This is a genomic window from Paenarthrobacter sp. GQ52 (genome assembly GCF_059759005.1).
The window spans coordinates 61,428-86,902 of sequence record NZ_JCAXEJ010000020.1 but is presented as its reverse complement, the minus strand read 5'-3'; the positions used below and the strand labels follow the sequence as shown (position 1 = coordinate 86,902).

General features: G+C 63.6%; 20 protein-coding genes. 8 read left to right on the top strand and 12 right to left on the bottom strand.

Annotation, left to right across the window (positions count from 1 at the left end; all coding sequences use genetic code 11):
- Window positions 1-23 precede the first annotated feature (23 nt).
- Window positions 24-2,060 carry a beta-galactosidase gene (locus tag AC6CH8_RS19675; protein ID WP_498191973.1) on the top strand — a complete coding sequence of 679 codons (2,037 nt, stop codon included), beginning with the start codon at window positions 24-26 and terminating at the stop codon, window positions 2,058-2,060.
- A gap of 139 nt (window positions 2,061-2,199) precedes the next feature.
- Here AC6CH8_RS19675 and AC6CH8_RS19670 read toward each other — a convergent pair whose 3' ends face one another.
- The 3 genes from AC6CH8_RS19670 to AC6CH8_RS19660 all read right to left on the bottom strand — a co-directional run bounded on the left by AC6CH8_RS19670 (window position 2,200) and on the right by AC6CH8_RS19660 (window position 5,553).
- Entirely contained in the window at window positions 2,200-3,570 is a 1,371-nt protein-coding gene (locus tag AC6CH8_RS19670) for an ABC transporter substrate-binding protein (protein WP_498191971.1), read from the bottom strand.
- Window positions 3,571-3,683: 113 nt separating this feature from the next.
- On the bottom strand, window positions 3,684-4,616 hold the full coding sequence (locus tag AC6CH8_RS19665; RefSeq protein ID WP_178995173.1) for a carbohydrate ABC transporter permease: 933 nt from the start codon (window positions 4,614-4,616) through the stop codon (window positions 3,684-3,686).
- Entirely contained in the window at window positions 4,609-5,553 is a 945-nt protein-coding gene (locus AC6CH8_RS19660; protein ID WP_091470463.1) for a carbohydrate ABC transporter permease, read from the bottom strand. The genes AC6CH8_RS19665 and AC6CH8_RS19660 overlap by 8 nt, the downstream gene beginning before the upstream one ends.
- A gap of 373 nt (window positions 5,554-5,926) precedes the next feature.
- Between AC6CH8_RS19660 and AC6CH8_RS19655 the strand changes: the two genes are divergently transcribed.
- From AC6CH8_RS19655 to AC6CH8_RS19645, 3 genes are read left to right on the top strand one after another with little or no spacing between them, the layout of a single operon-like run.
- On the top strand, window positions 5,927-7,189 hold the full coding sequence (locus tag AC6CH8_RS19655; protein WP_498191970.1) for a dienelactone hydrolase family protein: 1,263 nt from the start codon (window positions 5,927-5,929) through the stop codon (window positions 7,187-7,189).
- Complete coding sequence (locus AC6CH8_RS19650; protein ID WP_498191969.1) at window positions 7,186-9,234, top strand: DUF6807 family protein; 2,049 nt, start codon at window positions 7,186-7,188, stop codon at window positions 9,232-9,234. The genes AC6CH8_RS19655 and AC6CH8_RS19650 overlap by 4 nt, the downstream gene beginning before the upstream one ends.
- A complete protein-coding gene (locus tag AC6CH8_RS19645) occupies window positions 9,231-10,340 on the top strand; it encodes a M24 family metallopeptidase (protein ID WP_498191968.1) in 1,110 nt (369 codons plus the stop codon). The genes AC6CH8_RS19650 and AC6CH8_RS19645 overlap by 4 nt, the downstream gene beginning before the upstream one ends.
- A gap of 148 nt (window positions 10,341-10,488) precedes the next feature.
- Here AC6CH8_RS19645 and AC6CH8_RS19640 read toward each other — a convergent pair whose 3' ends face one another.
- From AC6CH8_RS19640 to AC6CH8_RS19620, 5 genes are read right to left on the bottom strand one after another with little or no spacing between them, the layout of a single operon-like run.
- Window positions 10,489-11,940 (bottom strand): aldehyde dehydrogenase (NADP(+)), encoded by a 1,452-nt coding sequence (locus AC6CH8_RS19640; protein WP_498191967.1) that lies wholly within the window; start codon window positions 11,938-11,940, stop codon window positions 10,489-10,491.
- Window positions 11,921-13,063, bottom strand: coding sequence for a mandelate racemase/muconate lactonizing enzyme family protein (locus AC6CH8_RS19635; protein WP_498191966.1), 1,143 nt, complete (start codon window positions 13,061-13,063; stop codon window positions 11,921-11,923). The genes AC6CH8_RS19640 and AC6CH8_RS19635 overlap by 20 nt, the downstream gene beginning before the upstream one ends.
- Window positions 13,063-13,968 carry a 5-dehydro-4-deoxyglucarate dehydratase gene (locus AC6CH8_RS19630; RefSeq protein ID WP_498191965.1) on the bottom strand — a complete coding sequence of 302 codons (906 nt, stop codon included), beginning with the start codon at window positions 13,966-13,968 and terminating at the stop codon, window positions 13,063-13,065. Before AC6CH8_RS19630 ends, AC6CH8_RS19635 begins: the two co-directional genes overlap by 1 nt.
- On the bottom strand, window positions 13,965-14,963 hold the full coding sequence (locus AC6CH8_RS19625; RefSeq protein ID WP_498191964.1) for an NAD-dependent epimerase/dehydratase family protein: 999 nt from the start codon (window positions 14,961-14,963) through the stop codon (window positions 13,965-13,967). The genes AC6CH8_RS19630 and AC6CH8_RS19625 overlap by 4 nt, the downstream gene beginning before the upstream one ends.
- A 29-nt stretch (window positions 14,964-14,992) precedes the next feature.
- Window positions 14,993-16,399 carry a Gfo/Idh/MocA family protein gene (locus tag AC6CH8_RS19620; protein WP_498191962.1) on the bottom strand — a complete coding sequence of 469 codons (1,407 nt, stop codon included), beginning with the start codon at window positions 16,397-16,399 and terminating at the stop codon, window positions 14,993-14,995.
- A gap of 180 nt (window positions 16,400-16,579) precedes the next feature.
- On the opposite strand from AC6CH8_RS19620, the gene AC6CH8_RS19615 reads away from it, so the two are divergent.
- Window positions 16,580-17,611 carry a LacI family DNA-binding transcriptional regulator gene (locus AC6CH8_RS19615; RefSeq protein ID WP_498191961.1) on the top strand — a complete coding sequence of 344 codons (1,032 nt, stop codon included), beginning with the start codon at window positions 16,580-16,582 and terminating at the stop codon, window positions 17,609-17,611.
- 41 nt (window positions 17,612-17,652) lie between these two features.
- Here AC6CH8_RS19615 and AC6CH8_RS19610 read toward each other — a convergent pair whose 3' ends face one another.
- On the bottom strand, window positions 17,653-18,351 hold the full coding sequence (locus AC6CH8_RS19610; protein ID WP_498191960.1) for a FadR/GntR family transcriptional regulator: 699 nt from the start codon (window positions 18,349-18,351) through the stop codon (window positions 17,653-17,655).
- Window positions 18,352-18,427: 76 nt separating this feature from the next.
- On the opposite strand from AC6CH8_RS19610, the gene AC6CH8_RS19605 reads away from it, so the two are divergent.
- Complete coding sequence (locus AC6CH8_RS19605) at window positions 18,428-19,774, top strand: alpha-hydroxy acid oxidase (RefSeq protein ID WP_498191958.1); 1,347 nt, start codon at window positions 18,428-18,430, stop codon at window positions 19,772-19,774.
- Window positions 19,775-19,854: 80 nt separating this feature from the next.
- On the opposite strand, the gene gdhA is transcribed toward AC6CH8_RS19605, so the two are convergent.
- The 3 genes from gdhA to AC6CH8_RS19590 form a co-directional block, all read right to left on the bottom strand.
- Window positions 19,855-21,192, bottom strand: a complete 1,338-nt coding sequence (gdhA, locus tag AC6CH8_RS19600; protein ID WP_498191957.1) for an NADP-specific glutamate dehydrogenase — start codon at window positions 21,190-21,192, stop codon at window positions 19,855-19,857.
- A gap of 207 nt (window positions 21,193-21,399) precedes the next feature.
- On the bottom strand, window positions 21,400-21,951 hold the full coding sequence (locus AC6CH8_RS19595; RefSeq protein ID WP_420178941.1) for an ArsR/SmtB family transcription factor: 552 nt from the start codon (window positions 21,949-21,951) through the stop codon (window positions 21,400-21,402).
- A 59-nt stretch (window positions 21,952-22,010) separates the two neighbouring features.
- Complete coding sequence (locus AC6CH8_RS19590) at window positions 22,011-23,237, bottom strand: acetoin utilization protein AcuC (RefSeq protein WP_498191956.1); 1,227 nt, start codon at window positions 23,235-23,237, stop codon at window positions 22,011-22,013.
- A gap of 102 nt (window positions 23,238-23,339) precedes the next feature.
- On the opposite strand from AC6CH8_RS19590, the gene AC6CH8_RS19585 reads away from it, so the two are divergent.
- Together AC6CH8_RS19585 and AC6CH8_RS19580 are read left to right on the top strand one after the other, a co-directional pair.
- Window positions 23,340-24,773 carry a TrkH family potassium uptake protein gene (locus AC6CH8_RS19585; RefSeq protein ID WP_498191955.1) on the top strand — a complete coding sequence of 478 codons (1,434 nt, stop codon included), beginning with the start codon at window positions 23,340-23,342 and terminating at the stop codon, window positions 24,771-24,773.
- Window positions 24,774-24,813: 40 nt separating this feature from the next.
- On the top strand, window positions 24,814-25,452 hold the full coding sequence (locus AC6CH8_RS19580) for a potassium channel family protein (RefSeq protein WP_178995321.1): 639 nt from the start codon (window positions 24,814-24,816) through the stop codon (window positions 25,450-25,452).
- Window positions 25,453-25,475: the final 23 nt, after the last annotated feature.

Below are 25,475 nucleotides of genomic sequence, written 5' to 3'. Positions count from 1 at the left end.
GCCAACCTGACGAAGGAGTCTCTTTGACCTCCCCCGAAATCCCCCGCAGTCCGTCCGTCTGGAACAGTCTCGACGGCCTCGCTTACGGCGGCGACTACAACCCGGAGCAGTGGCCGGAAGACATCCGGCTCGAGGACATCGAGCTCATGAAAGAGGCCGGCGTCAACTTTCTCAGCGTCGGCATTTTCTCGTGGGGCCTCCTGGAGCCCACTGAAGGACACTACGATTTCGGCTGGTTGGACGAGGTCATGGACAACCTTCACGGGGCCGGCATCAAAGTGGCCCTGGCAACAGCCACTGCTTCTCCCCCTGCTTGGCTGGCCCGCAAATACCCTGAGATTCTCCCCATCACCGCGGAAGGAATCAGGCTGGAGCGGGGCTCACGACGCCACTACACGCCGTCGTCGGCTGTGTACCGCAGGTACTCCACCGCCATGACCCGCGTGCTCGCCGAACGATACAAAAATCACCCGGCCCTGGCGCTCTGGCACGTGGACAACGAACTTGGCTGCCACGTTGGCGAGTTCCACGGCCAGGAGGACGCAGCCGCTTTCCGGTCGTGGCTGGAACGACGATACGGCTCCGTCGAAGCCCTCAACGAGGCCTGGGGTACGGCGTTTTGGTCGCAGCACTACGCTTCCTTCGACGAAATCATCCCACCGGGGGCCGCGCCCACCACCCTCAATCCCGGGCAGCAGCTGGACTTCGCACGCTTCAACTCCTGGGCCTTCATCGACTACTACCGCGAGCTGCTGGCCGTCATCCGCGAGGTCACCCCCAACATCCCGGCAACCACCAACTTCATGGTCTCCAGCGCCACCAAAGCCCTGGACTACTTCGACTGGTCCAAAGACATGGACGTGATCGCCAACGACCACTACCTCGTGGCTGCGGACCCGGAGCGCGAAATCGAGCTCGCTTTCAGCGCCGACCTCACCCGCGGGGTGGCGGGTGGTGCGCCGTGGATCCTCATGGAGCATTCGACGTCGGCGGTGAACTGGCAGCCGCACAACCAGCCCAAGATGCCCGGCGAAATGCTCCGCAACTCCCTCACGCATGTAGCCCGCGGCGCCGACGCCGTCATGTTCTTCCAGTGGCGGCAAAGCAAGGCCGGCTCGGAGAAGTTCCACTCGGCCATGGTGCCCCACGGCGGCCGTGACACGCAGGTGTGGCGGAACGTGGTGGATCTCGGCGATGCGTTGTCCAAACTGGAACCAGTCAAGGGCTCCCGCGTGGAATCCCGGGTTGCGATCGTGTTCGATTACGAAGCCTGGTGGGCCTCGGAGTTGGATTCGCACCCGAGCAACTCGCTGAAATACCTCGATGCCATGCGCGCCTTCCACCGCTCCTTGTACCTGCGCGGGATCACTGCGGACTTCGTGCACCCGTCGTCGAATCTGTCCGGCTATGACCTCATTTTGGTGTGCACCTTGTACGCCGTGACGGACACCGCGGCTACCTCGATTGCTGCCGCGGCTGAGGCCGGTGCCACGGTGCTCATCAGCTACTTCAGTGGCATCGTGGACGAGCGGGACCACGTGCGGCTTGGCGGCTACCCGGGCGCCTTCCGCGAACTATTGGGGGTACGGAGCGAGGAATTCCACCCGCTCTTCCCCGGCACGTCGGTCACGTTGAGCGACGGAACAGTATTTGAACCCGGAACAGCCGGAACCGTGTGGAGCGAGCACGTACACGCCTCCCCGGGCACGGAGGTTCTGGCAACTTTCACCGACTACCCGCTCCACGGCGTCCCGGCCCTGACCCGGCGAACCGTCGGATCAGGTTCGGCCTGGTACCTCGCCACGCTTCCCGACGCCGATGGTCTCGACTCGCTGACCGCCCGGCTCGTGGAGGAAGCAGGGGTGACGGCCGCGACCGAGGTGTCTTCCGGCGTCGAACTTGTCCGGCGGCGCGCCGCCGACGGCCACAGCTTCCTGTTCGCCATCAACCACGGCCAGGAAGACGTTACCGTGAAGGCCGACGGCGGCGAACTGCTCAGTGGCGCACGCTTCACCGGCGTTGTCCCCGCCGGAGCCGTGGCCGTCATCGCGGAAGACTGACCGAAGTAAGTAGCAGATGATGCCGTTATGACGCGTCATAACGACGTTATCTGCTACCCAGTTGGGTGGAAACACAAAAACCGCGCCCCGAGCGGATCACGAATGATTCGCCCGGGGCGCGGTTTCCGTTTCGAAGGGGCTAGCTGATGGCGGACTTCATTTCGTCCACGGCCTTCTTGCCTGCTTCTTCCGGCGAGAGCCTGTTGAACATGACCTCGGAGGTGTACCGCTTGATGATTTCCTGGATGGCGCCTGCGCCCTTCGGCGGGGCTGCCGGAGCCTCCCCGAGTTCTTCCTTGATGGCGCCGATGAAGTCGACCACCTTCACGTCTGCCTTGGCCAGCTTCGGAGCAATTGCCTCGCGGACCTCGGAGTTCGGATACACGCCGCGGTCAGCAAGGAGGATCTCGCCGGCCTTGACGTTGTTGGTCAGGAAATCGATGAACTTTGCAGTCTCTTCCGGGTGCTTGGTCCGCGAAGATGCAGACCAGAACTGCGAGGCTTTGTACCAGAGCCCGGCATCTTCGGCCTTGCCTGTCTTGGAGGGGAACCGGAGGATCTGCAACTCGCCGCCGGCAGCCTTCTCGAGCGCCGGAAGCTGGTTTGACCACCAGAACGCCATGCCGTTCTTACCCGTGGCGAGTCCGCTCTGATCCAGCGGCGCAGCCTCAGCTTCAACGATTTCCGAGGCGGTGGGTACCGCCTTGTTTTCGCTCATCTGCTTCAGAAATTCCCAGTAGCCCTTGATGTCCGAGGGCTCGAAGCCAAGCTTGCCATCCGAGGTGTAAAGCGACTTGCCGTTCTGCCGCAGCCACACGCCAAGGGAGGCTTCATCCGTTCCGTAGGCAGCCGCACCGTACGTTCCCTTCGGGGACTTGGCCGTGACCTCGGCCGCAACGCGTTCGAAGTCCTCCCAGGTCCATGTCTTGTCGTCAGGAAGCGGGACGCCCGCGGCCTGGAAGACTGCCGGGTTGGCGAGGATGGTGGCGGCATTGATGCCCGCGGCTATGCCGGTCAGCCCGTCCTCGCCCTTGCCTGCGTTCAACGCGGCCTCATCGAGCTTGGACGTATCGACGTCGTACTTGGAGAGGTCCAGTAGTGCGCCGCGGGTGGAGTATTCCGTGATGTACTTTTCGTCCATCTGAATGATGTCCGGAGCGTCGTTGGCTGCAACCTGGGTGGCCAGCTTGTCCCAGTAGCCACTCCAATCGCCGTACTCGGGCTTGATCTTGATGTTGGGGTTTTCGGCTTCGAAGGCGGCAATTGCTTCCTGCGTCAGCTGTGCACGCTTGTCCCCGCCCCACCATGAAAAGCGGAGCTCCACCTTGCCGTCGGCACTCTTTGCCTCCGGCCCTCCGCCGCCACCGCAGGCGGTGAGGGCAAGAACTGCTGCAGCTGTGGCCGCAACGAGGGCGGAGGCACGGAGCCTGCGCTTTCCCTTCGGCGCTGACGCGCGGGCTTTTGAGGCAGTTGCGGGGGCGACTGCTTCACCCTTTGGATTCACCGGCACTGTTGTCTCCGATCTTCTTTGATCTCGATGCGAACTGAGAAAGCGTTTTCTCGTTGCGATTATGATACAAGTCACAATCTTGTATTACAAGACGCCGACTTGTTCTAGTTGTTTTATTTGATGCCCGTGGTGGCGATGCCCTTGATGAGGAACCGCTGGCCGAAGAGGAAGACCAGGAACACGGGGAGCAGGGACACAATGGACATCGCGAAGAGCGATCCCCAGCTGGTTGCCGACTGTGAGTCGACGAACGCCCGAAGAGCAACAGGAACTGTGAACATGTCCGGGTCCGTGAGGTAGATCAGGGCGCCGAAGAAGTCGTTCCAGGTCCAGATGAACGTGAAGATGGTGGTGGTGGCCAGGGCCGGAACCATGAGGGGGAGTATGACGCGGAGGAAGATCCTGGGGTGGCCGGCACCGTCAATGCGGGCTGCCTCATCAAGGTCCTTCGGGATACCCCGAATGAACTGGACCATCAGGAACACGAAGAACGCGTCCGTCGCAAGGAGTTTGGGCACAATGAGCGGCCAGAAGGTATTCACCCAGCCGATCTGCGAGAACAGGATGTACTGAGGGACGATCACCACGTGGAACGGCAGCATGATGGTCAGCAGCATGATGCCGAAGAAGATCTTCTTGCCGCTGAACTGCAGGCGGGCGAAAGCATAGGCGGCCATGGAGCAGGAGATCAGGTTGCCAAGGATCGAGCCGAGGACCACGATTGCGGAGTTGACCATGTAGTGCCCGAACGGGTGCGTCAGGGCGGACCAGCCATCGGTGTAGTTACTCATCTCCAGGCTCTCGAGCCACAGGCCGGGTTCGCGGAAGATGAGGTCGTTTTGTCGCAGGGAGGAAACTACCATCCACAGCAGCGGGTAGATCATCACCCCGCCCACGATGATCAGGATGGCGTGCTTCACCAGGCCCTTGATTCGGGCGCTGCGGCTGAAGGCCAGGCTGCCTGGAGATTCGCGGCGTCGCGGGCTCTTGCCGTCCTTCCCTGAGGAGGAATCGGAGGCGGCGGGGAGGGTCTGGAGTTTAGTCATCGTAGAACACCCAATACTTTGAAGCGATGAAGTTGATGGCGGTGAAGACACCGATGATGACCAGCAGGAACCAGGCCATCGCTGAGGCGTAGCCCATATCAAACTGGCCGAAGCCCTTTTGGTACAGGTACAGGGTGAAGAACATGGTGGAGTCGGACGGGCCGCCGTTGCCGCCGGAGACGATGAACGCCTGCGTGAACGACTGGAACGATCCGATGATCTGAAGCACCAGGTTGAAGAAGATGATGGGGCTCAGCATCGGGAGGGTGATCCGCCAGAACTGCTGCAGCGTGGTGGCACCGTCAACCTTGGCTGCTTCGTAATACATCACGGGTATCTGCCGAAGGCCGGCCAGGAAGATGATCATGGGGCTGCCAAAGGTCCACACGTGCAGCAGAATGATGGAACCCAGAGCGGTATTGGGGTCAGAGATCCAACCGGGTCCCTCAATGCCAATCATCGCCAGGACCTGGTTCACCAGGCCGGTGGTGCCGAAAATCTGCTTCCAGAGGATGGCAACTGCCACCGATCCGCCCAGCAGGGACGGCAAGTAGAAAATGGAGCGGTAGAACGGCAGCCCGCGCAACCCCTTGTCCAGGACAAGGGCAATCAGCAGGGCCACGCCCAACTGTAGCGGCACACCCACCAGCACGTACGTGAACGTGACGCGGAGCGAGTTGTGGAGGCGGGCATCACCGAACATGCGGACGAAGTTATCCAACCCCACCCATTCCGGCGGCTGCAGGAGGTTGTAGTCCGTGAAGGACAAGTACAACGACATCAGCATGGGGCCCACGGTGATGGCGACCAGGCCAATCAGCCACGGAAGGAGGAAAATGTAGGCGGCTTTGTTGTCGCGGCCGTTCGCCTTCTTCTCTTCTTTGGACATTGGACCCTTGCGCCGGGTCATCGTGGAGAGTTCGCCTATAGCGCTCATTGCTTCCCCCTTGCCGGAGCGCGAACGCCTTGCGGCGTCCCCGTGCGTAGTACAGCGGCCATGTGGTCTCCTTTGGTCATCGTGGCCATCCACGGAATACAAGTGTGGTTGGTGCTTGCCGTCCAAGACGCCGCCATTAGTGCGGCGCTACCCCTCGGAAGCGCCAGGCTCAGGTCCCGGTGTTCAGCGGCTCCGTACCAAAGTAAACGTTTTCTTGACCCATGTACAGCCTTTTGCTAATTTTTGAGAAAGCGTTTTCTTGCAGTGTTGCTTGAACGTGTTTTCCACGCTGAAGAAACCCGGCGTGCGCTACCGCACACCCTTCCGCACCGATAAGGCAGGACACTATTGTTTCCCACTGACTCCGCCTGCCATGACCGCCGTTGACATGGCAGCATCCCCCACCCGACCCAGCGCACTGGCTGGCTATGAGGATTGGCCGGCCTACGTCGCCCGGCACCGACTCACCGCTCACTCCGAGGATGCCCGGCAACTCGCTGACACACTCGGCGTACCCGCCGTAACACCGGACCTCGAGTACGCAGTGCAGTCCGAATCAGAGCACGACGGCGTCATCACCTCGCGCCTGCAGTGGCAGTTGGGTTTCGGGCCAAGGACGTCCGCGTGGTTCGTGCGGCCGGCCGGCGCCACGGGGCCGCTGCCCGGGTTGCTCGCCCTGCACTGCCACGGCGGAATCAAGGCCTACGGTGCTGAGCGGCTTGTGTCCCTGCCCGACGGCGTGGACAGACCCGACAGGGGGGACAATCCCGACGGCGGCGCCCCCTTGGGCGAGAGGCCCGGCAACGCCCCCGGTTCGGCGTCGCTTGGGTTGCCGCCCCTCGATGTCAGGGCCAAGCTCTATGGCGGTCGTGCTCTCGCCACGTGGTTGGCTCAACAGGGCTTCGCCGTCCTTGCCCACGACACCTTCATGTGGGGCAGCCGCCGCTTCGGACTCGATCCCCTTCCTTGGCGAACTGCCAATGCGGTCAGCGGCCAGGAGGCACTCTGGCGGGAGGCCGGCGTCGAACCTTCCGCAGCGGAACGGTTCAACGCAGCGGCTGCCGCCCACGAGGAAACGGTGGCGAAAGCCGCAACGCTGATCGGCACCAGTGTTACCGGGACCGTTGCGCACGACGACCTCGCGGCATTGGGTGTCCTCGCATCGCTTCCGGGCGTGGACATGGATCGGCTTGGCTGCGTGGGCTTCTCCGGCGGTGGCGGGCGGGCGATGGTGCTCGGTGCGCTGAGCCCGCTGATCCGGAGTTACGTGGTGACGTGCATGATGACCACGTTCGGCTCGCTCCTGCCCTCCTACCTGGACGCACACTCTTGGTTGCTGCACACTCCCAGGCTGGCCAAGCTCGGGGATTGGCCGGATCTGTCAGTCCGCTCCAGTGCCACGGTCCTGGTCCAATACGGGCTGGCTGATCAGCTTTTCCCGGAACAGGGAATGCGCGATGCCCATCACCATCTCCTGGAGAATATGCCGGCCCGCTACACGGGGAGCTTTTGGCAGGAACCCCACGTTTTCACCCCGGCCATGCAGGACGAAGCCGCGTCTTTCCTCACCGCAACCTTGCAGCCCCGCCAACCCACCAGCACGCCCACACCTGATTCCACTAGGACATACCAATGACACAACCCCTCACCGTCACCACAGCGGGAGGCAATGCCCGGCTCCCTCGCATCGCACTCGTGGGCGTGCACGGCTTCGGCGAACGGCACCTCGAAAACCTTGCTCGCCTGGGTGCTGACCGTACCCTTGAGCTGGTTGCTGTGGCCGATCCGCACCCCCCGGAAGAGGGAACGCTCGGCCCCGACGTCGCGGCCTTTGCTTCCCTTGACGAGCTCCTGGCTGCAGGAACCGCCCCTGACGTCGTCATCGTCTCCACGCCTATCCAGACGCACTCGCCGCTTGCCCTCGCTGCCCTCAAGGCCGGGGCCAACGTCTACCTGGAGAAGCCACCGGTGGCGTCCATGGCGCAGTACCAGGAGGTCATGGCAGCGGCCGCGAGCGCGGGCCGCTTGGTGCAGGTGGGTTTCCAGAGCCTGGGTTCTGAGGCCCTGCCCGCGATCGAAACCCTGGTGGAATCCGGCGAAATCGGCGAAGTCCGCGGCATCAGCGCCACGGGGCAGTGGCTGCGGAGCAAGGCGTACTTTAAGCGGTCCCGATGGGCCGGGAAACGCAGCATCAACGGGACCGATGTTGTGGACGGAGTGGCCACCAACGCTTTGGCCCACGCTGTGGCTACCGGGCTCCGGCTCGCTGGTGCCCGAACAGTGGCGGACGTTGAATCCGTGGATACCGATCTCTACAGGGCAAACGACACCGAAAGTGACGACACCTCCGTGGTGAGGGTCCGGATGGCAGGCGGTACTGTCCTGACCTGTGCCTTGACGCTCTGCGCTCCCGTGCAGTCCGCGCCGTCGGTCACCATCCACGGGACGGTGGGGCAGCTCACGCTCTTCTATACGGAGGACCGCCTGGAGGTCACCTCTCCAGGGGGTGTCCGGACTGAGACCTACGGACGGATCGACTTGCTGGAGAACCTGCTGGCGGCCCGCAGCGAGCAGGACCTCCTCAGCCCGCTCTCCGGGGCCGGCGCGTATGTGTCGGTCCTGGAGGCCATCCGAACGGCCGATGCACCCCGGGAGATACCTTCGGACTTCATCACTTGGGAGGGCACCGGCGACGACGCCCACGCCGTGGTGCATGGCATCGAGTCGCTAATCCGCCGGGCAACCTTGGGGCAGGCCACGTTTGCTGAGCTCGGCGCCCCTTGGACTTTATCCGGCGGACCCACCTTGGATATTGACGGCACGTCCGTCGCAACTTTGCAGGACGGATCCCGCATCCGGCCTACGTCGTCGCCGCGGCCCTACCTCCACCCCGTGCGGACGGTCGCCGGCACCGTGGTCACCGATCACGTCCCGGAGGACCACGTGTGGCATCTCGGAGCAGGAGTTGCCCTCCAGGACGTTGACGGCATCAACTTCTGGGGCGGCCGCACTTACACCCGCGACGCCGGAGCGTACGTCTGGCGGAAGGACCACGGACAGATTGTGGTTGAAGCCGCGGAGCACGCAGACGGAGAGCGGCGCGAACAGTTGAGCTGGATCGGCCCCGACGGATCACCGGTACTCCGCGAACAACGGGAGTGGCGCTGGGCCGCCGTCGGAAATTCAGCGTGGAAACTCACGTTGGACTTCACTCTGGAATCGGCCACGGGGCGTCCGGTGCTACTGGGCAGCCCCGGCTCCAACGGGCGGCCGCAGGGCGGTTACGGTGGCTTCTTCTGGCGGCTGCCGAAGGTCGGCGACGCCACCATCTGGACTCCCCGCTCGAGGGGCGAGGACGCCGTGCACGGCAGCGTAGCGCCATGGCTGGCTTGGTCCGGAACGTTCGACGCCGGACCCGCCGGGGCCTCGCACGTCACCGGCGATCCCGGGCTGGGCCATCCGGCCACGCTCGTGTTTCTTGCAGCGCCGCAAGCGCCTGACCCTTGGTTCGTGCGGCACTCCGGCTACCCCGGCGTCGGACTGTCCTTGGCGTGGGATGCGCCGGTAGCAACCGAACCCGGCCGCCCGGTCAAACGAACTGTCACCGTGCTCATCGCGGACGGCTTTTTGGCAACACAAGACATTGAACAACTCATCACCACTTTGGGGGAATCGGCATGACCACGCCTACTCAATTCACGCCGGCCCTGACTGCGGCCACTGCGCCCGGCAACGTTGCCGACCGCGCGGTAAAGCGCCAGCGGGTGCTGGACATCCTGGACGCTGCAGGCCGCGACTCGCTATTGCTCACAACCAATACGGCCCTTACCTGGTATCTGGACGGCAGCCGGGTCCATATCAGCCTGGCCGGCGACCCCATCGCGGCCCTCTTGGTAGACCGCTCCGGCGACCACTTGGTCACTTTCAACAACGAGGCCGGACGGATCGCTGCAGAGGAATTGCCGGACGGGGTCAGCTTGGACACGGTTCCGTGGCACGGCCAATTGCATGCGGCCGCGGCGGGCCTTGCCGTTGATGGCAACCCGCTGGCGGAAGCGGCCGTCGCCACGGAGCTGCGGGCGGCCCGCCAGCAACTGCTGCCTGCCGAGGCAGCCCGGTACGCCTCACTTTCCGCCGACGCAGCCGCAGCCATGACGGACGTCCTCACGGCTGCGACCCCGGAAACCACGGAATTCCAGCTCATCTCGGAGCTGGCAGCGCGGATTGTGGCGGTGGGCGCCGAGCCGCTTGTCCTACTTTGCAATGGTGCTTCCCGTAGCGACTTCCGGCACCCGCTCGCCACGCATTCCCCCCTCGGACGCCGCGCCATGGCCGTGGTGTGTGCGCGCCGGAACGGCTTGGTTGCCAACGTCACCCGTTGGGTAGCGTTCGACGCCGGCACTCCCCGGGAGCTCGACGCCGAGGCACGCATCGCCGCTGTTGAGGCCGACATCTTCCGGGCCACGGTGCCCGGGGCCCGCCTCAACAAAATCTTCGCCGAGATCAAGCTGGCCTATGCCCGGCACGGTTTCGGCGATGACCAGTGGACGCTTCACCACCAGGGCGGGCCGGCCGGTTACGCGGGCCGCGATCCCAGGGTCACCGCTGACGTCACGGACACGGTGGTGCTCAACCAGCCCTTCACGTGGAACCCGTCGGGGCCAGGCGTGAAGATCGAGGACACGGTGCTGCTCACGGATTCCGGCCTGCGTGTCCTGACCACTGACCACCGTTGGCCGACCACCGAAGTTGACGGCCGCCGTCGTCCGCTGACGCTGCGCCCCTAGCACCTGCACCCACCACGAAAGGGGCGGGGTCGCCGCGATGGTGACCCCGCCCCTTTTGTGCGTGCTTACCCAAGTAGGTCGCAGTTAATGCCGTTTTGAGTGCTCAAAACGCGCTTAACTGCGACTCAGTTGGGTGCGCTTTTGGGGGTTAACTGAGCTTTAGCACGCCGTCCACGCGCCGGGGGATTCCCAACGGGTTGGCGTCGTGCAAGGCCGGGTGCAGGACAGACTCGGGGGCGTCCTGATAGGCCACCGGACGCTGGAAGCGGCGCACCGCAGTGGCGCCCACCGAGGTGAACAAGGACGTCGTGGCCGGGTATGGGCCACCATGCTGCTGCGCCCAATTCACGGCAACACCCGTGGGCCAGCCGTCGAAGAGGACCCTGCCGGCGAGACCGCTGAGTTGCTCCACAAGCGCGGAAACGTCCTCACCCGGCTGTGCGTGCACCGTGCCCGTCAGGCTGCCCGGGACCTTCGCCAAGGCAGCGGACAGTTCGTCCTGGTTGGCGTACTCGATGAGCAGCGTGGTGGGGCCGAAGCACTCCTCCAACAACTCCTCGGGGCGTTCCAGGACGTTCGCGGCACTCGTGGAGAACACGACTGGCGCGGCACCGTCGGCCAGGCTGTCCTGCTGCACCGTTCCACTGACGACGGCGACACCCGGCTGGTCCGCGACGCTCCGCAGCCCATCCGGGTAGGCCTCGGCGATGCGCTCCGTGAGCATGGCAGCGGTGGGCTTGTCCTTGCTGGCCTCTGCCAGGTGCGAGGCGAAGTCCGTACCAGCCGGGATGAACACGAGCCCCGGCTTGGTGCAGAACTGGCCGGCACCCATGGTGAACGAGCCGGCCAATCCGGCGGCGAGCTGCTGTCCGCGTTCCGCGAGTGCATCCGCCGTGATGACCACGGGGTTGAGGCTGCCGAGCTCGCCATAGAACGGGATCGGCTCCGGCCTTGACGCGGCGAGATCGAACAATGCGCGTCCGCCGGGGACGGAGCCGGTGAACCCGACAGCTTTGATGGCGGGATCCTGAACCAGGGCTGTGCCTGCCTCGCGGCCGCTGACCAGGGCGAAGATCCCTTCCGGCGCTCCGGCCTTGGTCAGGGCTTCGCCGACAATCTCAGCGGTGCGCTCGGAGAGGCGGAGGTGTCCCGAGTGCGCCTTGACGATCACCGGGCAGCCCACTGCCAGCGCGGATGCGGTGTCGCCACCGGCCACGGAGAAGGCGAACGGGAAGTTCGACGCCGAGAACACGGCTACGGGGCCGATCGGACGCAGGATGCGGCGCAGGTCAGGCTTGGGCGGGGTGGAGGCTGGGTCAGCGTGGTCAATGACCGCCTCAAGGTACGAGCCCTCGGTGATCACGTTGGCGAAAAGCCTCAACTGGCCGCTGGTCCGCGCTACCTCGCCTGTGAGCCGGACAGTGCCCAGGCTCGTCTCGGAATCGGCGATCGCCACCAGTTCAGTGACGTTGGCGTCCAGGGCGTCGGCGACGGCGGTCAGCCAGGCGGCGCGTTCGGCGTCGGAAGCTGCTGCGGTCACCTTTGCAGCCTCGGTGGCTGCTGACGTGATGGCTGTCAGGTCAAGAGTTGCTGTACTCAATGCGGTTTCCTTTACTGTCAGGGACGGAGCTGTCAGGGGCGGGCAGCGGTGCCGGCTGGCTGCTGAATTCGAAGCCAAGCCCGGGACGGCCTGAGGACGTGAGCCGGCTGTTGCGGATGCGTACCGGGGACGGCCCGTTCAGGATGCCCAGTTGCCCGAAGGAGGCGTCTTCCACGTCTTCCACGCTGACGGCTTCAGCCAGGGTAAGCGCCAGCTGCCCGGAGAGTTCCGGGAGCAGGTGCGGCGCCACCCTGATGCTGTTGGTTCGGGCCAGCTCAACAATCCTGCGGAACGGCGTAATGCCTCCTACACGGACGATGTTGGGCTGGATGATGTCCACTGCTTCAGCTTCGATGAAGTCACGAAAACGGTAGATGGTGTGGACGTTCTCCCCCAGTGCGATGGGCACGGGCGACTGCTTGCGCAAACGCCGGTAGGCCCAGAGGTCGTCGGCGCGGATGGGTTCTTCCAGCCATTCCAGTCCGTACTCCCCCAAAACCTCCAGGGCACGGAACGTATGGGCCAGATCCCATCGCTGGTTGGCGTCGATCATGAGAAGCCGGTCCGGTCCGATGACCTGCCTGACAGCGGCTACACGCTCGGCGTCTTCCCGGAGTTCGGGCTTGCCCACCTTGATCTTCACGGCATTATGCCCGGCGGCCACCCATCGCCGGGCCTGCTCGACGAGCTGATCCAGCGTGTAATGGAGATTCACACCGGAGCCGTACACTTCCACGGACTCCTGGCGTTGACCAAGAAGTCCCGTGACGGACGTGCCTGCCTGTCGCGCTTTCAAGTCCCAAAGTGCCAGATCAACGCCAGCCATGGCAATGGTGGTGAGGCCACCCCCGCCGGCCTCATGAAGCCGCTTCCAGAGCTGGTCCCACACGATCTCCGGGTTGGCTTCCAAACCCAGGATGAAGGGTGCGATGTCGTAATCCAAGAGGGCTTTGACCGCGTGTGGACCAATGGTGGGTGTCCACGAGAAACCGTGGCCCGTGCCGCCGTCGTCCGTGGTCAGTTCGGTGACGATCACATGGTTCTCGGGCGCCTCGGCACCCCAGTTGCGCAGCAGCGGGACCGTGATCAGCCGGGTGGTGAGGCCCGTAATGCGGGCCGGCATCAGCTGCCCGCCAGCTCGTGGCCCTTGGCCAGGATGGACTTGAGCTCCAGCAGCTGTTCTTCGGAGGGGTCCACCAGCGGCGGACGAACGGGGCCGACGGGAAGCCCGGCCAGGCGCAGGCCGGCCTTGATCAGGGAGACGCCAAAGCCCGGAGTCTGGTCCCGCAGGCGGACCAGCGGCGCGTAGAAACCTTCGAGCAGCGCGTGGCGGCGCTCCTCGTCACCGGACACATAGGCGTCGTAGTATGCCTTGGCAATTTCCGGAGCCATGGCGAATGCGGCCGAGGAGTACAGGGGAATGCCGAGGCCACGGTAAGCGCCTTGGGTCAGTTCCGCCGTCAGCAGGCCATTGAACAGGGCAAAGTCGGTGCGGCCGCTGGCGTTGATCGCGGAAACAATTTCCTGGGCCAGGCCGACGTCGCCGATTCCGTCCTTGAAGCCAACCACCCTCGGGTTGGCGGTGAGGCGGGTGATCGACTCCGCGGTGAACTTGGCCGTACCCCGGTGGTACACAATCACCGGCAGGCTGCCCGCGGCGGCAATCGCCTCAACATAAGCCACCACACCATCGGTGGGACCGGTCACCAAGTACGGCGGAAGCACCAGGAGGGCGTCCGCGCCGGCTTCCTCGGCCACCTTAGCGGCGGCAATTGCATGACCCAAGGGTCCACCGGCACCGGAGACTACTGGCACGGCTCCCGCAACGGCCTCGACGGCGGCAGTCACCACAGTACGGACTTCCTCCAGTGAGAGCGCATGGAATTCGCCTGTGCCGCACGCGGGGAACACACCGCCCGGGCCGAACGGAAGCCGGGAGGTGATGTGCTCCTTGAGTAGCGCCACGTCCACGGTGCCGTCTTCGGCGAAGGGAGTGACGGGGAAGAACAGTACGCCGTCGAAGTTCATGGTGTCTCCTTGGTTGCTCCCGCCGGAACCAAGCCGGCGGGTATCTCGTCATTGAGTGCTGCTTGTTCGCTTGCTGCTGTGTCTTCGCCCTCGAATGGCGGCGTAAGTTCGGTGCGCCAGGTTCTCTTCGGCTCCCAGCCGAGGAGTTCCCGGGCCTTATCGATGGAGAACGCCGGGCTGGTGCCGGTCAGGTGCCCGGTCAAGGGACCGCTGCCCGGAAGGAACCGCGGGAACAATTCCGCCAGGGGCGCTGCAGCCAAGGCATCCTTGGCGCCAACAAAGAAGACCTGGCCGTTAGGGATGGCATCCATCTTGTCCAGCAGCACGTCCAGGAAATCAGCAACATCCCGCGCGTCTACATAGTTGAACAAGGCCGGGGCGGAAAGTGCCGGATCCTGGAGCCGCTCACGGACCGTGTGCCCTTGCTGTGTCAGCGCTCCTTCCCACTCCTCGGGGGAAATGACGTAGCACGGGCGGAATGCCGCATATCTGATCTTGTTGCCCTGAGCGGCAGCGAACATCTGCACGGTCTGCTCGGCGATCAGCTTGGACAGCGCGTATGCATTACACGGCTTGGGCGGTGTCTGCTCGTCCAAAGGGAACGACGGCGGCAGCCAACCCGCCGGTGAACCATAGCCCAGGGCGGTGGGGCTGCTTGCCGTCACAATCCTGGGGACACCGGCGTCCGTGGCCGCACTGACCACTGCATAGGCGAGCCGGGTGTTCGTGCTGAAAATAACATCCTCAGGCGCACTGAAAGGCACGGCAATAGCAGCGAGGTGGATGACGGCGTCGGGCGCTGTTTCCCGAATCAGCCGCTCCGCCTCCCCGGGCGCCAAGAGATCTGCCGCGTATTGCTCGGCTCCGGCCGGCAGTTGTTCCGCCGGGATAGCGTCCCGGTCTACAGAAATCACCTTGTGTCCCGCCTCCGCGAGTCCAGCCACAACACTGCGGCCAAGCCTGCCGGAACCGCCGGTGACGAAAATCCTGCTCATGGTCTTTTCCTTGCTGGGGTAGTGAACGGTCACGCCTGGCCGCGGCTGAGATCGACGCCGAGGCCAAGCTCACTGATGCGGACGGGAAGGTCAGAGTCCAGGGACTTGTTTCCGGCGATGCCCACCGACACGGAACGGAGTCCATCGATGTAGCCGGAGGGGCGGCCCAAGGGGTCAATGCCCGGGCCATTGAAGAGGTCCGAAAGGAGCAGGTTGTCGCCGCCGCCGTGACCACCTTCGCCGTTGACGATCGGAACTTCGTAGGCTGCTTCCCAGTGGCGTTGTACCACCAGGCGCTCGCCGTTCCGGCGCACTGCGTCATCTTCCTCGATGGGCGTGGCGCTCGGGTCCACTACGGTCTTCTTGTCGGTGCTGGACTCGACGGCGGCGCGTTCCACCACTTCGAGTTCGGCCCGGCCTTCGGTGCCGTTGACGGTGACACGGTAGCCTTCCCACGGGCTGTGGGCGTTCAGGGAGTAGCTCAGCGTGGGGCCTCCCTGGTAGTCCACCACGAGGGCGAGGTTGTCCTCGATGGTGATGCCCTCGGTGAAAACGTCCTGGTCACGGAGGTAGCCGTCAAACTTTTCGTTGTCGTAATACAGGGCCTTCAGGCGCTCATCCTCGCGCATGTCCAAGCGGAACGGATCGTACCCCAGGCCATCAACGGTGCCGCGCTCCGGACGGTCTCCCAAGCCTCGCTCGGCAGCGTTCTTTTCGCCGTAAAAGCGCAGGCCACCGGAGGCAAACACGCGCTCCGGAACATCGTTGATCCACCAGTTGACCAGGTCGAAGTGGTGCGATGCCTTGTGGATGAGCAGGCCGCCGGAGTTCTTCTTTTCGCGGTGCCAGCGGCGGAAGTAGTCAGCGCCGTGCACGGTATCCAGGACCCAGCTGAAGTCGATGGACGTGACCTTGCCGATCACGCCGTTCTGGATGACTTCCTTGAGAGCGGTGTTGCGCGGCGAGTAGCGGTAGTTGAAGGTCACCACCACGTTTTTGCCGGTCTTCGCCACGGCCTCGGTGATGCGGCGGCAGCCCTCCACATCGATGGTCAGTGGCTTTTCAACCACGACGTCGGCACCCGCCTCAAGCGCTTCAACGATGTAGTCCGCGTGGGTGTAGTCGGGCGTCGTGACGATGACGCGCTCGATGAAATTGGACTGGATGAAGCTGGTTAGCTCGCCAGGGGCGAAGGAAGCCACCGGCTCAGTCCCGCCAAGCTCCTTGATCAGGTCCTGGTAGAAGTCCACGCGACCCTGGTTGACGTCCGAGAGCGCAATAAGTTCTGCGACATCCGCGTGTTGCCCGTAGATCGCCCGGATATACATCTCAGAGCGGCCACCGGTTCCAATCAGCGCTATACGGGTCCGCTTGGGGGTCTTGGTGGTCGTTTCGGCAGATTCGGTCTTGGTTTCGGCTGAGTCGACGTTGACCATGTGGGTGCCCCTTTCAGGAAGGCAGGAGTGAACCGCTTGACGGCCCGGCTTCGTATGGGAAGAATCATGAGAAAGCGTTTTCTCAGAGCGTTATAAGCTTTGTATCAAGACTCTGGTGGTCACGTCAACCACTGCTCCAACGACGGAGCATGCGGGAGGCGACCAATGGGAAGGGGCCACATGGCACGCAGGAACACCAACAGGCGCGTCGGCATCGCCGATGTCGCAGAAAAGGCCGGCGTCTCGCACGCCACCGTTTCACGTGTCATGAACGGAAATGCCGCAGTTGATCCCGGTATTGCCGCCCGGGTGCGGGCTGCCGCTGTTGAATTGAAATACCAGCCCAATCCAGTGGGGCGCAGCCTGGCGCTCGGCAAGACAGACACCATCGGAATCGTGGTTCCGGACCTGGCTAACCCCACCTTCCAGGCAATCCTTCGCGGCCTCAGCATCGCAGCTGCCCAGGACGGGTACCGCGTGCTCATTGCCGATTCCTCGGAAGTTACCAGCGAGGAAGCCATCCTCGCCGGTGAGGCCCGCCGCCGCTGCGATGGCGTGGTGCTTTGCGCTCCCCGCATGAGCGATGCCGAGCTGGAGGAGTTGGCCCCCACCTTGCATCCGCTGGTGCTGATCAACCGCACCACCATCGCCACCAATACTCCGAGCCTGAGCGTGGACTACGGGCAAGGCATCCAGGAACTGGCACAGCACCTGGTGACTTTGGGCCACCGCCGCCTGGTGTTCCTCTCCGGCCCGGAGCACAGTGCATCCAATCGCCAACGCCTGGTGGGCTTGGACCAATTCCGCACGGATCACCCGGACATCGAGTTGCAGATCCTCCACGGCGGTTCCAACTTCGACTCGGGCCATGAGTCCACCGAGGCCATCATCGCCAGCGGTGCCACCGGAATCCTGGCATTCAACGACCTCGTAGCCATGGGGCTGCTCAGCGGGCTGCACGAACGCGGAGTGCGCGTCCCGGAAGACATCTCAGTAACCGGATTCGATGACATCCCGTTCGCCAAATACACCACTCCCCCGCTGACCACCGCGGCTGTGCCCATCAACGAGCTCGGAAGCCTGGCTTGGCGAAGGATGCGGGAACAGATCCAGCAAGCGGGCGAAGCCACCACCCAGGCCCAGGACGAGTTCTCACCCAGGGTGGAGATCCGCAAGAGCACCGCGGCGCCAGCCCTCAAGCCCGCGAGTTGACACTTAATGCCAATGTTCGAGCCGAACATTGGCATTAAGTGTCACTTGGGCGGAGGGTTTGAGCCCACGCCGGCCTCCTTGTAGAAGCCTTGAATGTGCGCAGCAACAAGCTCAGCTGCTTTGCCGCCGTCGTTATTGTTCACTGCGGCGAGGATGGCACGGTGCTCAGCCCGAAGCCTGCTGCACGTCGCATTCCAATCGGGCAGGTTTCCGGTGAGTTCACCGGCATAGTTCTCGATTGCGCCCCGGAGCGACGCCATCATGGCACTGACCACTGAGTTGCCCGCCGCTTGGGCCAGCGCCACGTGAAAACGCGCGTCAAGGGCCAGGAATGAATCAATGTCCGGGGCGGCATCCATCTGATCCAGCAGCTCCGCGGCTTCCTCCAGCGCCGGTACGCCCACGTGGGCCCGTTCCGCAGCCCACGATTCGAGCAGCACTCGAGTCTCAACGATGTCTGCCACGGGTAGATGGCGCGTGGCTACATGCAGCCGAAGCGTAGAGCCGAGCGCAGAACCGGGCTCGGCGATCACCACAGTACCGGCGTCCTTGCCCGAACCCACGCCGGCCCGGACCACACCCATGGCTTCGAGGATCCTGACAGCCTCGCGCACCGAGGTGCGGGAAACGTGTAGTTGCTCGGCCATGGCACGTTCCCCAGGGAGCCGTCCACCCAAAGTGAGATCTCCGTCAGACAGCTGCTTCTCGATCCATTGCAGGACCAACTCGTGGGTACGCATAACGGAATACTAGTTGATGTGGTCCAACCACATGGATTACAGTGTGGTTAGACCACAGAATTCAAGGGAGAACCGCATGACCGACACCCTCGACCCCAAAATCACCGCCGCGCCAGCCAATGCCGGCAACGATCACAACGTGACGCGCACAGCTCAGCCGCAGTCCGCCGTCGTGCAGTCATCTGCGCCTCAGCCACCTGCGCTGAAGCGCCGCGTGCCCAAGGTTTCCGACTTGGCGCCGCTGATGCAGTTCAAGAAGCCCGAATTCAGCAAGACCGCCCGGCTCAAGCGCGCCAGCACCATCTGGGAACTGCGCGACATGGCTAAGCGCCGCACGCCGCAGGCACCCTTCGATTACACGGACGGCGCCGCCGAAGAAGAGATCACCCTCCGTCGGGCACGCCAGGCATTCCAAGACATCGAGTTCCGCCCGGGCATCCTGCGTGACGTTTCGAGGATCGATCTCCGCACGGACATCCTGGGCAAGGAATCACGCCTCCCGTTCGGCATCGCCCCCACGGGTTTCACGCGCATGATGCAGTCGGAGGGCGAATATGCAGGCTCACAGGCAGCTGAAGCGGCAGGCATTCCCTACACCCTGTCCACCATGGGCACCGCATCCATCGAGGACGTTGCCACCGCCGCCCCGAACGGCCGCAACTGGTTCCAGCTATACCTATGGACGGACCGCGACCGCTCCCTAGAACTGATCGAACGCGCCGCCAAAGCCGGCAACGACACCCTCATGGTCACCGTTGACACCGCGGTCGCCGGCGCCCGGCTCCGCGATGTCCGCAACGGCATGACCATCCCGCCGGCGCTGACCATCAAGACAGTCCTGGACGCCTCTTACCGCCCGGCCTGGTGGTTCAATTTCCTCACTCACGAGCCGCTGACGTTTGCCTCACTCTCGCGCTACACCGGCACCGTGGCTGACCTCATCAACTCGATGTTCGACCCCACCCTGACCTACGAGGACCTCGACTGGCTCCGCGAAACCTGGAAGGGCAAGCTGGTGGTCAAGGGCATCCAGACCGTGGAAGACGCCCGCAAGGTAGTGGACCACGGGGCCGATGGCATCATCCTGTCCAACCACGGCGGCCGTCAACTGGACCGTGCACCCATCCCGTTCCACCTGCTGCCGGAGGTCACCACTGCGTTGAAGGCGGACAACAGCAAGGCTGCCGTCATGCTGGACACGGGCATCATGAGCGGCGCGGACATCGTGGCAGCCCTGGCTTTGGGCGCGGACTTTGCACTGATCGGCCGCGCGTACCTCTACGGCCTGATGGCCGGTGGACGTGAAGGCGTGGATCGGACCATCCAGATCCTGGAAAAGGACATGACCCGCACCATGGCACTGCTCGGCGTCAGCAAGGTCTCCGACCTGAACCCGGACCACGTGCGGCTGCTCCAGCGCTAAAGCACCCATGTAGGTAACAGCAACTGTCGCATTGGGGCTCCATTGCGACAGTTGCTGTTACTCAGTTGGGCTAAGGGGTATCAGATCAGGCCCTGCGCCAGCATCGCGTCGGCTACCTTGACGAAGCCACCAATGTTGGCGCCCACCACATAGTTTCCGGGCGCACCGTATTCGTCGGCAGTCGCGGCGCAGCGATCGTGGATGCCCACCATGATCTCGGTGAGGCGCTGTTCCGTGTGCTCGAAGGACCAGGAGTCGCGGCTGGCGTTCTGTTGCATTTCCAGCGCGGACGTAGCAACACCACCGGCATTGGCGGCCTTGCCCGGCCCGAACAGGATCCCGGCTTCCTGGAAGACTGACACGGCTGAACGGGTGGAGGGCATGTTGGCACCTTCAGCCACGGCGATCAGGCCATTGCTGACCAGCTTGGCGGCAGCCTCGCCGTCGAGTTCGTTCTGCGTGGCGCAGGGCAAGGCCACGGTGCCGTTGACATCCCACACCGAACCCTCGGAAACGTGGTTCACTCCCGGCCGCCGTGCGGCGTACTCCGTCAGGCGCCCCCGCTCCACTTCCTTGATCCGGCTCAAAAGCGCGACGTCGATCCCCGCCTCGTCCACGATGTAACCGGCGGAGTCGGAACAAGCCACCACGGTGGCACCGAGGGCCTGGGCCTTGGCGATCGCATGGATCGCCACATTGCCCGAACCGGAGACCACAACGCGCTGTCCGTCGAAGGACTGGCCCCGGGTCTTGAGCATCTCCTGGGCGAAGATCACTGTGCCGTAACCGGTGGCCTCCGGACGCACCAGGGAGCCGCCCCACGAGATGCCCTTGCCCGTGAGGACACCGGATTCATAGCGGTTGGTGATGCGCTTGTACTGGCCGAAGAGGTAACCGATTTCGCGGCCGCCCACGCCGATGTCACCGGCCGGGACGTCGGTGTACTCGCCAATGTGGCGGTACAGCTCAGTCATGAAGGACTGGCAGAAGCGCATGATTTCGGCGTCGGAACGTCCGCGGGGATCGAAGTCCGAGCCTCCCTTGCCGCCGCCAATGGGCATGCCGGTGAGCGCATTCTTGAAGATCTGTTCGAAGCCAAGGAACTTCACGATTCCCAGATACACCGAGGGGTGGAATCGAAGTCCGCCCTTGTACGGGCCGAGGGCGGAGTTGAACTCCACACGGAAGCCGCGGTTTACGTGGACGCGGCCGGCGTCGTCAGTCCAGGGGACGCGGAAGATGATTTGTCGCTCGGGCTCGCACAGACGTTCAAGAACAGCGCCCTCAAGGAATTCAGGATGACGATCATGAACAGGGCCAAGGCTTTCGAAGACCTCGGTGACGGCCTGGTGGAATTCCTTCTCTCCCGGGTTCCGCGCCAACACAGTGTCGCGGACTGTTTCGAGCCTTGAATCCATGCGTCTTCCTATCCTCAGTGCGCCGGCCAGCGGCGAGACGATCAGTCCCGCCCATGGTTGCACCGAGGGATATAGGATCTCCATCCGGAGGCAATGTGACCCGGGCCAAGGAGTTAACACAAGTGTAGAAAATCGTTGAAATCTCAAGGAAATGAGAGGTTAACGAAAACTCACAATGTGATAAGGATCACGTTAAGTCGAGGTTGGCTATCGCTTTCGCCCGAACTTGGGAAGGTTGGGCAGGTTCGGTAGGTTCGCCAAAAGATCAGCGGCCTTAGTGGCGGCCCGGCCGACAGTACGGCCGATCTGCTGGGGCACGGTGTCGTCCGAGGCAGGATCCAAAGTGACCGGGATTCCGCTCGCATGAACCTTCACAGCCTGGCTGACGGCGTCAGTGCGGGTGGCCGGAAGCTCCGGCGAAGAGACAACAACAGCCGCGGCAGGGGGCCCGGCGGCGGGTGCCGGCTCGGAAGGAGCGACGACGGCGGGCGCCGGAGTGCCGACGTCGAACGTCTCCAGCCAGCTGGCGACGCCGGCGAGCGGCTTGGTATTCAACGCGTAGAAGCGCTTCTGGCCCTGGGCGCGCATGCTGACCAAGTCCGCCTCGCGGAGCACTTTCAAATGCTTGGAGATGGTGGGCTGGCTCGCAGCCAGTTCTTCCACCAGTTCGCCTACAGCTTTATCCCCAGAGCGGAGGGAGACCAGGATGTCGCGCCTGGTTGCCTCAGCTATGACGGCAAATACGTCGTCAGTCACCATGCCTCCCACCCTAGCGACATATACGCCGATTGGCATCCCTGTTTCGTGGCGCTACAGCGTCAGTCGAACCAGGGATCCAGGCCATACAGGGGGAAGATCTCTTTGCGCGTGGCAATCACGGTCCGGTCCACCTCGTCTGCGGGATCGTAACCGACCTCCCAGGAGCGCCACCAGACGTCCACGTCGTCGCCCATCGACTCCGGGGCCCACACGCCGTAGGTTTCCTTCACGTACGCCCGCCACGATCCAGGCACGGGCGTACTGAGCGGCACCGGACGTTGAGTCACCATCCCGATCAGGTGGCTCCAGGCACGCGGCACAACACCGGTGACGTCGTAGCCGCCTCCCCCGGTAGCGATCCAGCGGTTATCGCAGTACCGGGCGGCGAGGCCGGCGACGGCGGAAGCCGCCTCACGCTGCCCGTCAACGCTGAGGTTGAGGTGCGTCAGGGGATCGTCGCGATGCGAATCGCAGCCGTGCTGGCTGACAATGACTTCGGGCTGGAATGCACCTACAAGCTGTGGGACCACCGCATGGAAAGCCCGCAACCAGGCCGCGTCGCCCGTAAATGCAGGAAGTGCGACGTTAACCGCGGTCCCAGGGGCGTTTGGTCCGCCTGTTTCATTGGCAAAGCCGGTCCCGGGAAAGAGAGTGAGGCCCGTCTCGTGCAGGCTGATGGTCATGACACGGGGGTCGTTCCAGAAAATACTCTGAGTCCCGTCACCGTGGTGGGCGTCGACGTCGATGCTCATGACTCGTTGGACACCCCCGTCAAGCAGCCTCTGGATGGCAATCGCAACATCGTTATAAACGCAAAAGCCGCTGGCCCGGTCCCGTGCGGCATGGTGCATCCCGCCGCTGAAGTTCACAGCGCGAACGGCCTGGCCGGACAGGATTGTCTCTGCCGCCAGCAGCGAACCGCCGGCGAGGCGGGCGCTGGCCTCGTGCATTCCGGCGAACGCGGGATCGTCCTCGGTTCCCAGGCCGCGGTCCTCCTCGGGAGCCGAGGGGTTCACACTGACGCGGCGCACGGCCTCCACGTATTCGCGACTGTGCACAGTAAAAAGTTCGACGTCGGTGGCCACCGTAGGCGCTTCGACGGCCACATGCTGGTGGTCAAACAGGCCGAGGGATTCGGCCAGCCGCGCTGTAAGTTCCAGCCGCTGCGGCGCCATGGGGTGACCCGGGCCAAAGTTGTAGGCAGTCATGGCTGGATCCCACACCACCGTCGTTGGCAGTGCGGACCGCGTAATGCTGGAAGCTGTTGTTCCAAGCCGTGAGTTCATCCAGAACAGGCTACCTGAGCCCGGAGTAGCCTACCGCCCGGTTACGCCGCAGGAATAGTGGTTTACTACTCAGGAAAGCTTGTTCAACCGAGGAAGAGCGCCATGTCTCAAAGCCAGTCGCGGTCCACGAGCCCGACCAACTGGCAACCCAACCAGCAGGAGCGGGAAGGTCTCTGGATCTTTACGCGCGTGCGCGACTTCGTTGACAATATTGCCAACACCTCCCCAGCCCGCTTGGCATTGACCGTCTTTGCCGTGGTGATCCTGGTTTTTACCGGATTGCTGTCCCTTCCCGCCGCTTCCACGGCCGGCACAGTCACACCGCTGCACCAGTCCATGTTTACGGCGGTCTCCGCCGTCTGCGTCACCGGACTGACAGTAGTTTCCACGGCCACACACTGGACCTTCTTTGGTCAGCTGGTTATTTTGGTGGGCATCTTCGTTGGAGGTCTCGGCACACTCACCCTCGCCTCGCTGTTGGCCCTCATGGTCAGCAAGCGGCTGGGGGTGCGCGGCAAGCTCATCGCCCAGGAAGCCATGAACAACGCTGGCAGGCTCGGTGAGGTCGGTACGCTGCTGCGCATTGTCATCGTCACATCCGTCGCGATCGAAGCGGCTCTCGCAATAGTCCTGATTCCCCGGTTCATGGTGCTGGGCGAACCATTCTGGCAGGCCGTCTGGCATGGTGTCTTCTACTCGATCTCCGCCTTCAACAATGCCGGATTCACGCCACATTCGGACGGCATCGTCCCCTACGAAACCGACCTTTGGATCCTCATTCCACTCATGCTGGGCGTCTTCCTCGGCAGCCTGGGTTTCCCCGTGGTGATGGTGCTGCAGCAGAACGGGCTCAACTGGAAAAAGTGGAACCTCCACACCAAGCTCACCATCCAGGTCTCCTTCATCCTGCTCGCGGCAGGCACTGTCCTGTGGGCTTTGATGGAGTGGGACAACATGCGCACCATCGGCCACATGGACATGGGCGACAAGGTGATCCATTCACTATTCGCCTCCGTCATGACCCGTTCCGGCGGCTTCAACCTGGTGGACCAAAACCATATGGAATCCACCACCATGCTCCTCACCGACGCCCTGATGTTCGCCGGTGGCGGTTCTGCGTCTACTGCGGGCGGCATCAAGGTGACCACCATCGCGGTCATGTTCCTGGCCATCATGGCTGAAGCCCGCGGCGACGCTGACGTGAAGGTTTACGGCCGCACCATTCCGCAGGGCACCATGCGGGTGGCCATCTCCGTGATCGTGGCCGGAGCCACCCTGGTGTCGGTGGCCGCCTTCCTGCTCCTGTCCATCAGCGGAGCTTCCCTGGACAGGGTGCTCTTTGAATCCATCTCCGCCTTCGCCACCGTGGGACTGAGCACAAACCTCAGTGCCGAGCTGCCGCCGTCGGGCGTTTACGTCTTGACCGCGCTGATGTTCGCCGGCCGTGTCGGCACCGTAACCCTCGCGGCCGGGTTGGCCCTGCGCCAACGCAGCCAGCTGTACCACTACCCGGAAGAGAGGCCAATCATTGGCTAGTAGCACAGGGGCAGCCAACCGCCCCGCCCACAACGCACCAGTGCTGGTGATTGGCCTTGGCCGGTTCGGTTCCGCGACGGCTGAGCAACTGGTCAAGCAAGGCCGTGAAGTCCTGGCTATCGAACGTGACCGCACCCTCGTCCAGAAGTGGGCGCCTGTGCTCACGCACGTCGTGGAAGCGGACGCCACCAACATTGATGCCTTGCGCCAGCTCGGTGCCCAGGAATTCAGCTCAGCGGTGGTGGGTGTTGGTACCTCCATCGAGTCCTCCGTGCTCATCACTGTGAACCTGGTGGATATGGGCATCCAACATCTCTGGGTCAAGGCCATCACGCCCTCGCACGGCAAGATCCTGACACGGATCGGCGCCAACCACGTGATCTATCCGGAGGCCGACGCCGGTGTCCGCGCAGCCCACCTGGTATCCGGGCGAATGCTGGACTTCATCGAGTTCGACGACGACTACGCGATCGTCAAGATGTACCCGCCCAAGGAAACCGTGGGCTTCACTTTGGAGGAATCCAAGGTCCGTTCGAAGTATGGCGTGACCATTGTCGGCGTGAAAACTCCGGGCGAAGACTTCACGTACGCCCGGCCGGAAACCAAAGTGTCCGGCCACGACATGTTGATCGTGTCCGGACACGTGGACCTGCTGGAGCGCTTCGCAGCGCGACCGTAGCAGCGGCGCGGCCGTAGCGGCGC

What these genes read in the sequence shown, in the direction of transcription:
- AC6CH8_RS19595 (WP_420178941.1), bottom strand. Translation starts at nt 21,951, where the DNA reads ATGGTGACTGACGACGTATTTGCCGTCATAGCTGAGGCAACCAGGCGC.
- AC6CH8_RS19650 (WP_498191969.1), top strand. Translation starts at nt 7,186, where the DNA reads ATGACACAACCCCTCACCGTCACCACAGCGGGAGGCAATGCCCGGCTC.
- AC6CH8_RS19605 (WP_498191958.1), top strand. Translation starts at nt 18,428, where the DNA reads ATGACCGACACCCTCGACCCCAAAATCACCGCCGCGCCAGCCAATGCC.
- AC6CH8_RS19660 (WP_091470463.1), bottom strand. Translation starts at nt 5,553, where the DNA reads ATGAGCGCTATAGGCGAACTCTCCACGATGACCCGGCGCAAGGGTCCA.
- AC6CH8_RS19645 (WP_498191968.1), top strand. Translation starts at nt 9,231, where the DNA reads ATGACCACGCCTACTCAATTCACGCCGGCCCTGACTGCGGCCACTGCG.
- AC6CH8_RS19615 (WP_498191961.1), top strand. Translation starts at nt 16,580, where the DNA reads ATGGCACGCAGGAACACCAACAGGCGCGTCGGCATCGCCGATGTCGCA.
- AC6CH8_RS19590 (WP_498191956.1), bottom strand. Translation starts at nt 23,237, where the DNA reads ATGAACTCACGGCTTGGAACAACAGCTTCCAGCATTACGCGGTCCGCA.
- AC6CH8_RS19620 (WP_498191962.1), bottom strand. Translation starts at nt 16,399, where the DNA reads ATGGTCAACGTCGACTCAGCCGAAACCAAGACCGAATCTGCCGAAACG.
- AC6CH8_RS19630 (WP_498191965.1), bottom strand. Translation starts at nt 13,968, where the DNA reads ATGAACTTCGACGGCGTACTGTTCTTCCCCGTCACTCCCTTCGCCGAA.
- AC6CH8_RS19610 (WP_498191960.1), bottom strand. Translation starts at nt 18,351, where the DNA reads ATGCGTACCCACGAGTTGGTCCTGCAATGGATCGAGAAGCAGCTGTCT.
- gdhA (WP_498191957.1), bottom strand. Translation starts at nt 21,192, where the DNA reads ATGGATTCAAGGCTCGAAACAGTCCGCGACACTGTGTTGGCGCGGAAC.
- AC6CH8_RS19655 (WP_498191970.1), top strand. Translation starts at nt 5,927, where the DNA reads ATGACCGCCGTTGACATGGCAGCATCCCCCACCCGACCCAGCGCACTG.
- AC6CH8_RS19625 (WP_498191964.1), bottom strand. Translation starts at nt 14,963, where the DNA reads ATGAGCAGGATTTTCGTCACCGGCGGTTCCGGCAGGCTTGGCCGCAGT.
- AC6CH8_RS19635 (WP_498191966.1), bottom strand. Translation starts at nt 13,063, where the DNA reads ATGCCGGCCCGCATTACGGGCCTCACCACCCGGCTGATCACGGTCCCG.
- AC6CH8_RS19665 (WP_178995173.1), bottom strand. Translation starts at nt 4,616, where the DNA reads ATGACTAAACTCCAGACCCTCCCCGCCGCCTCCGATTCCTCCTCAGGG.
- AC6CH8_RS19585 (WP_498191955.1), top strand. Translation starts at nt 23,340, where the DNA reads ATGTCTCAAAGCCAGTCGCGGTCCACGAGCCCGACCAACTGGCAACCC.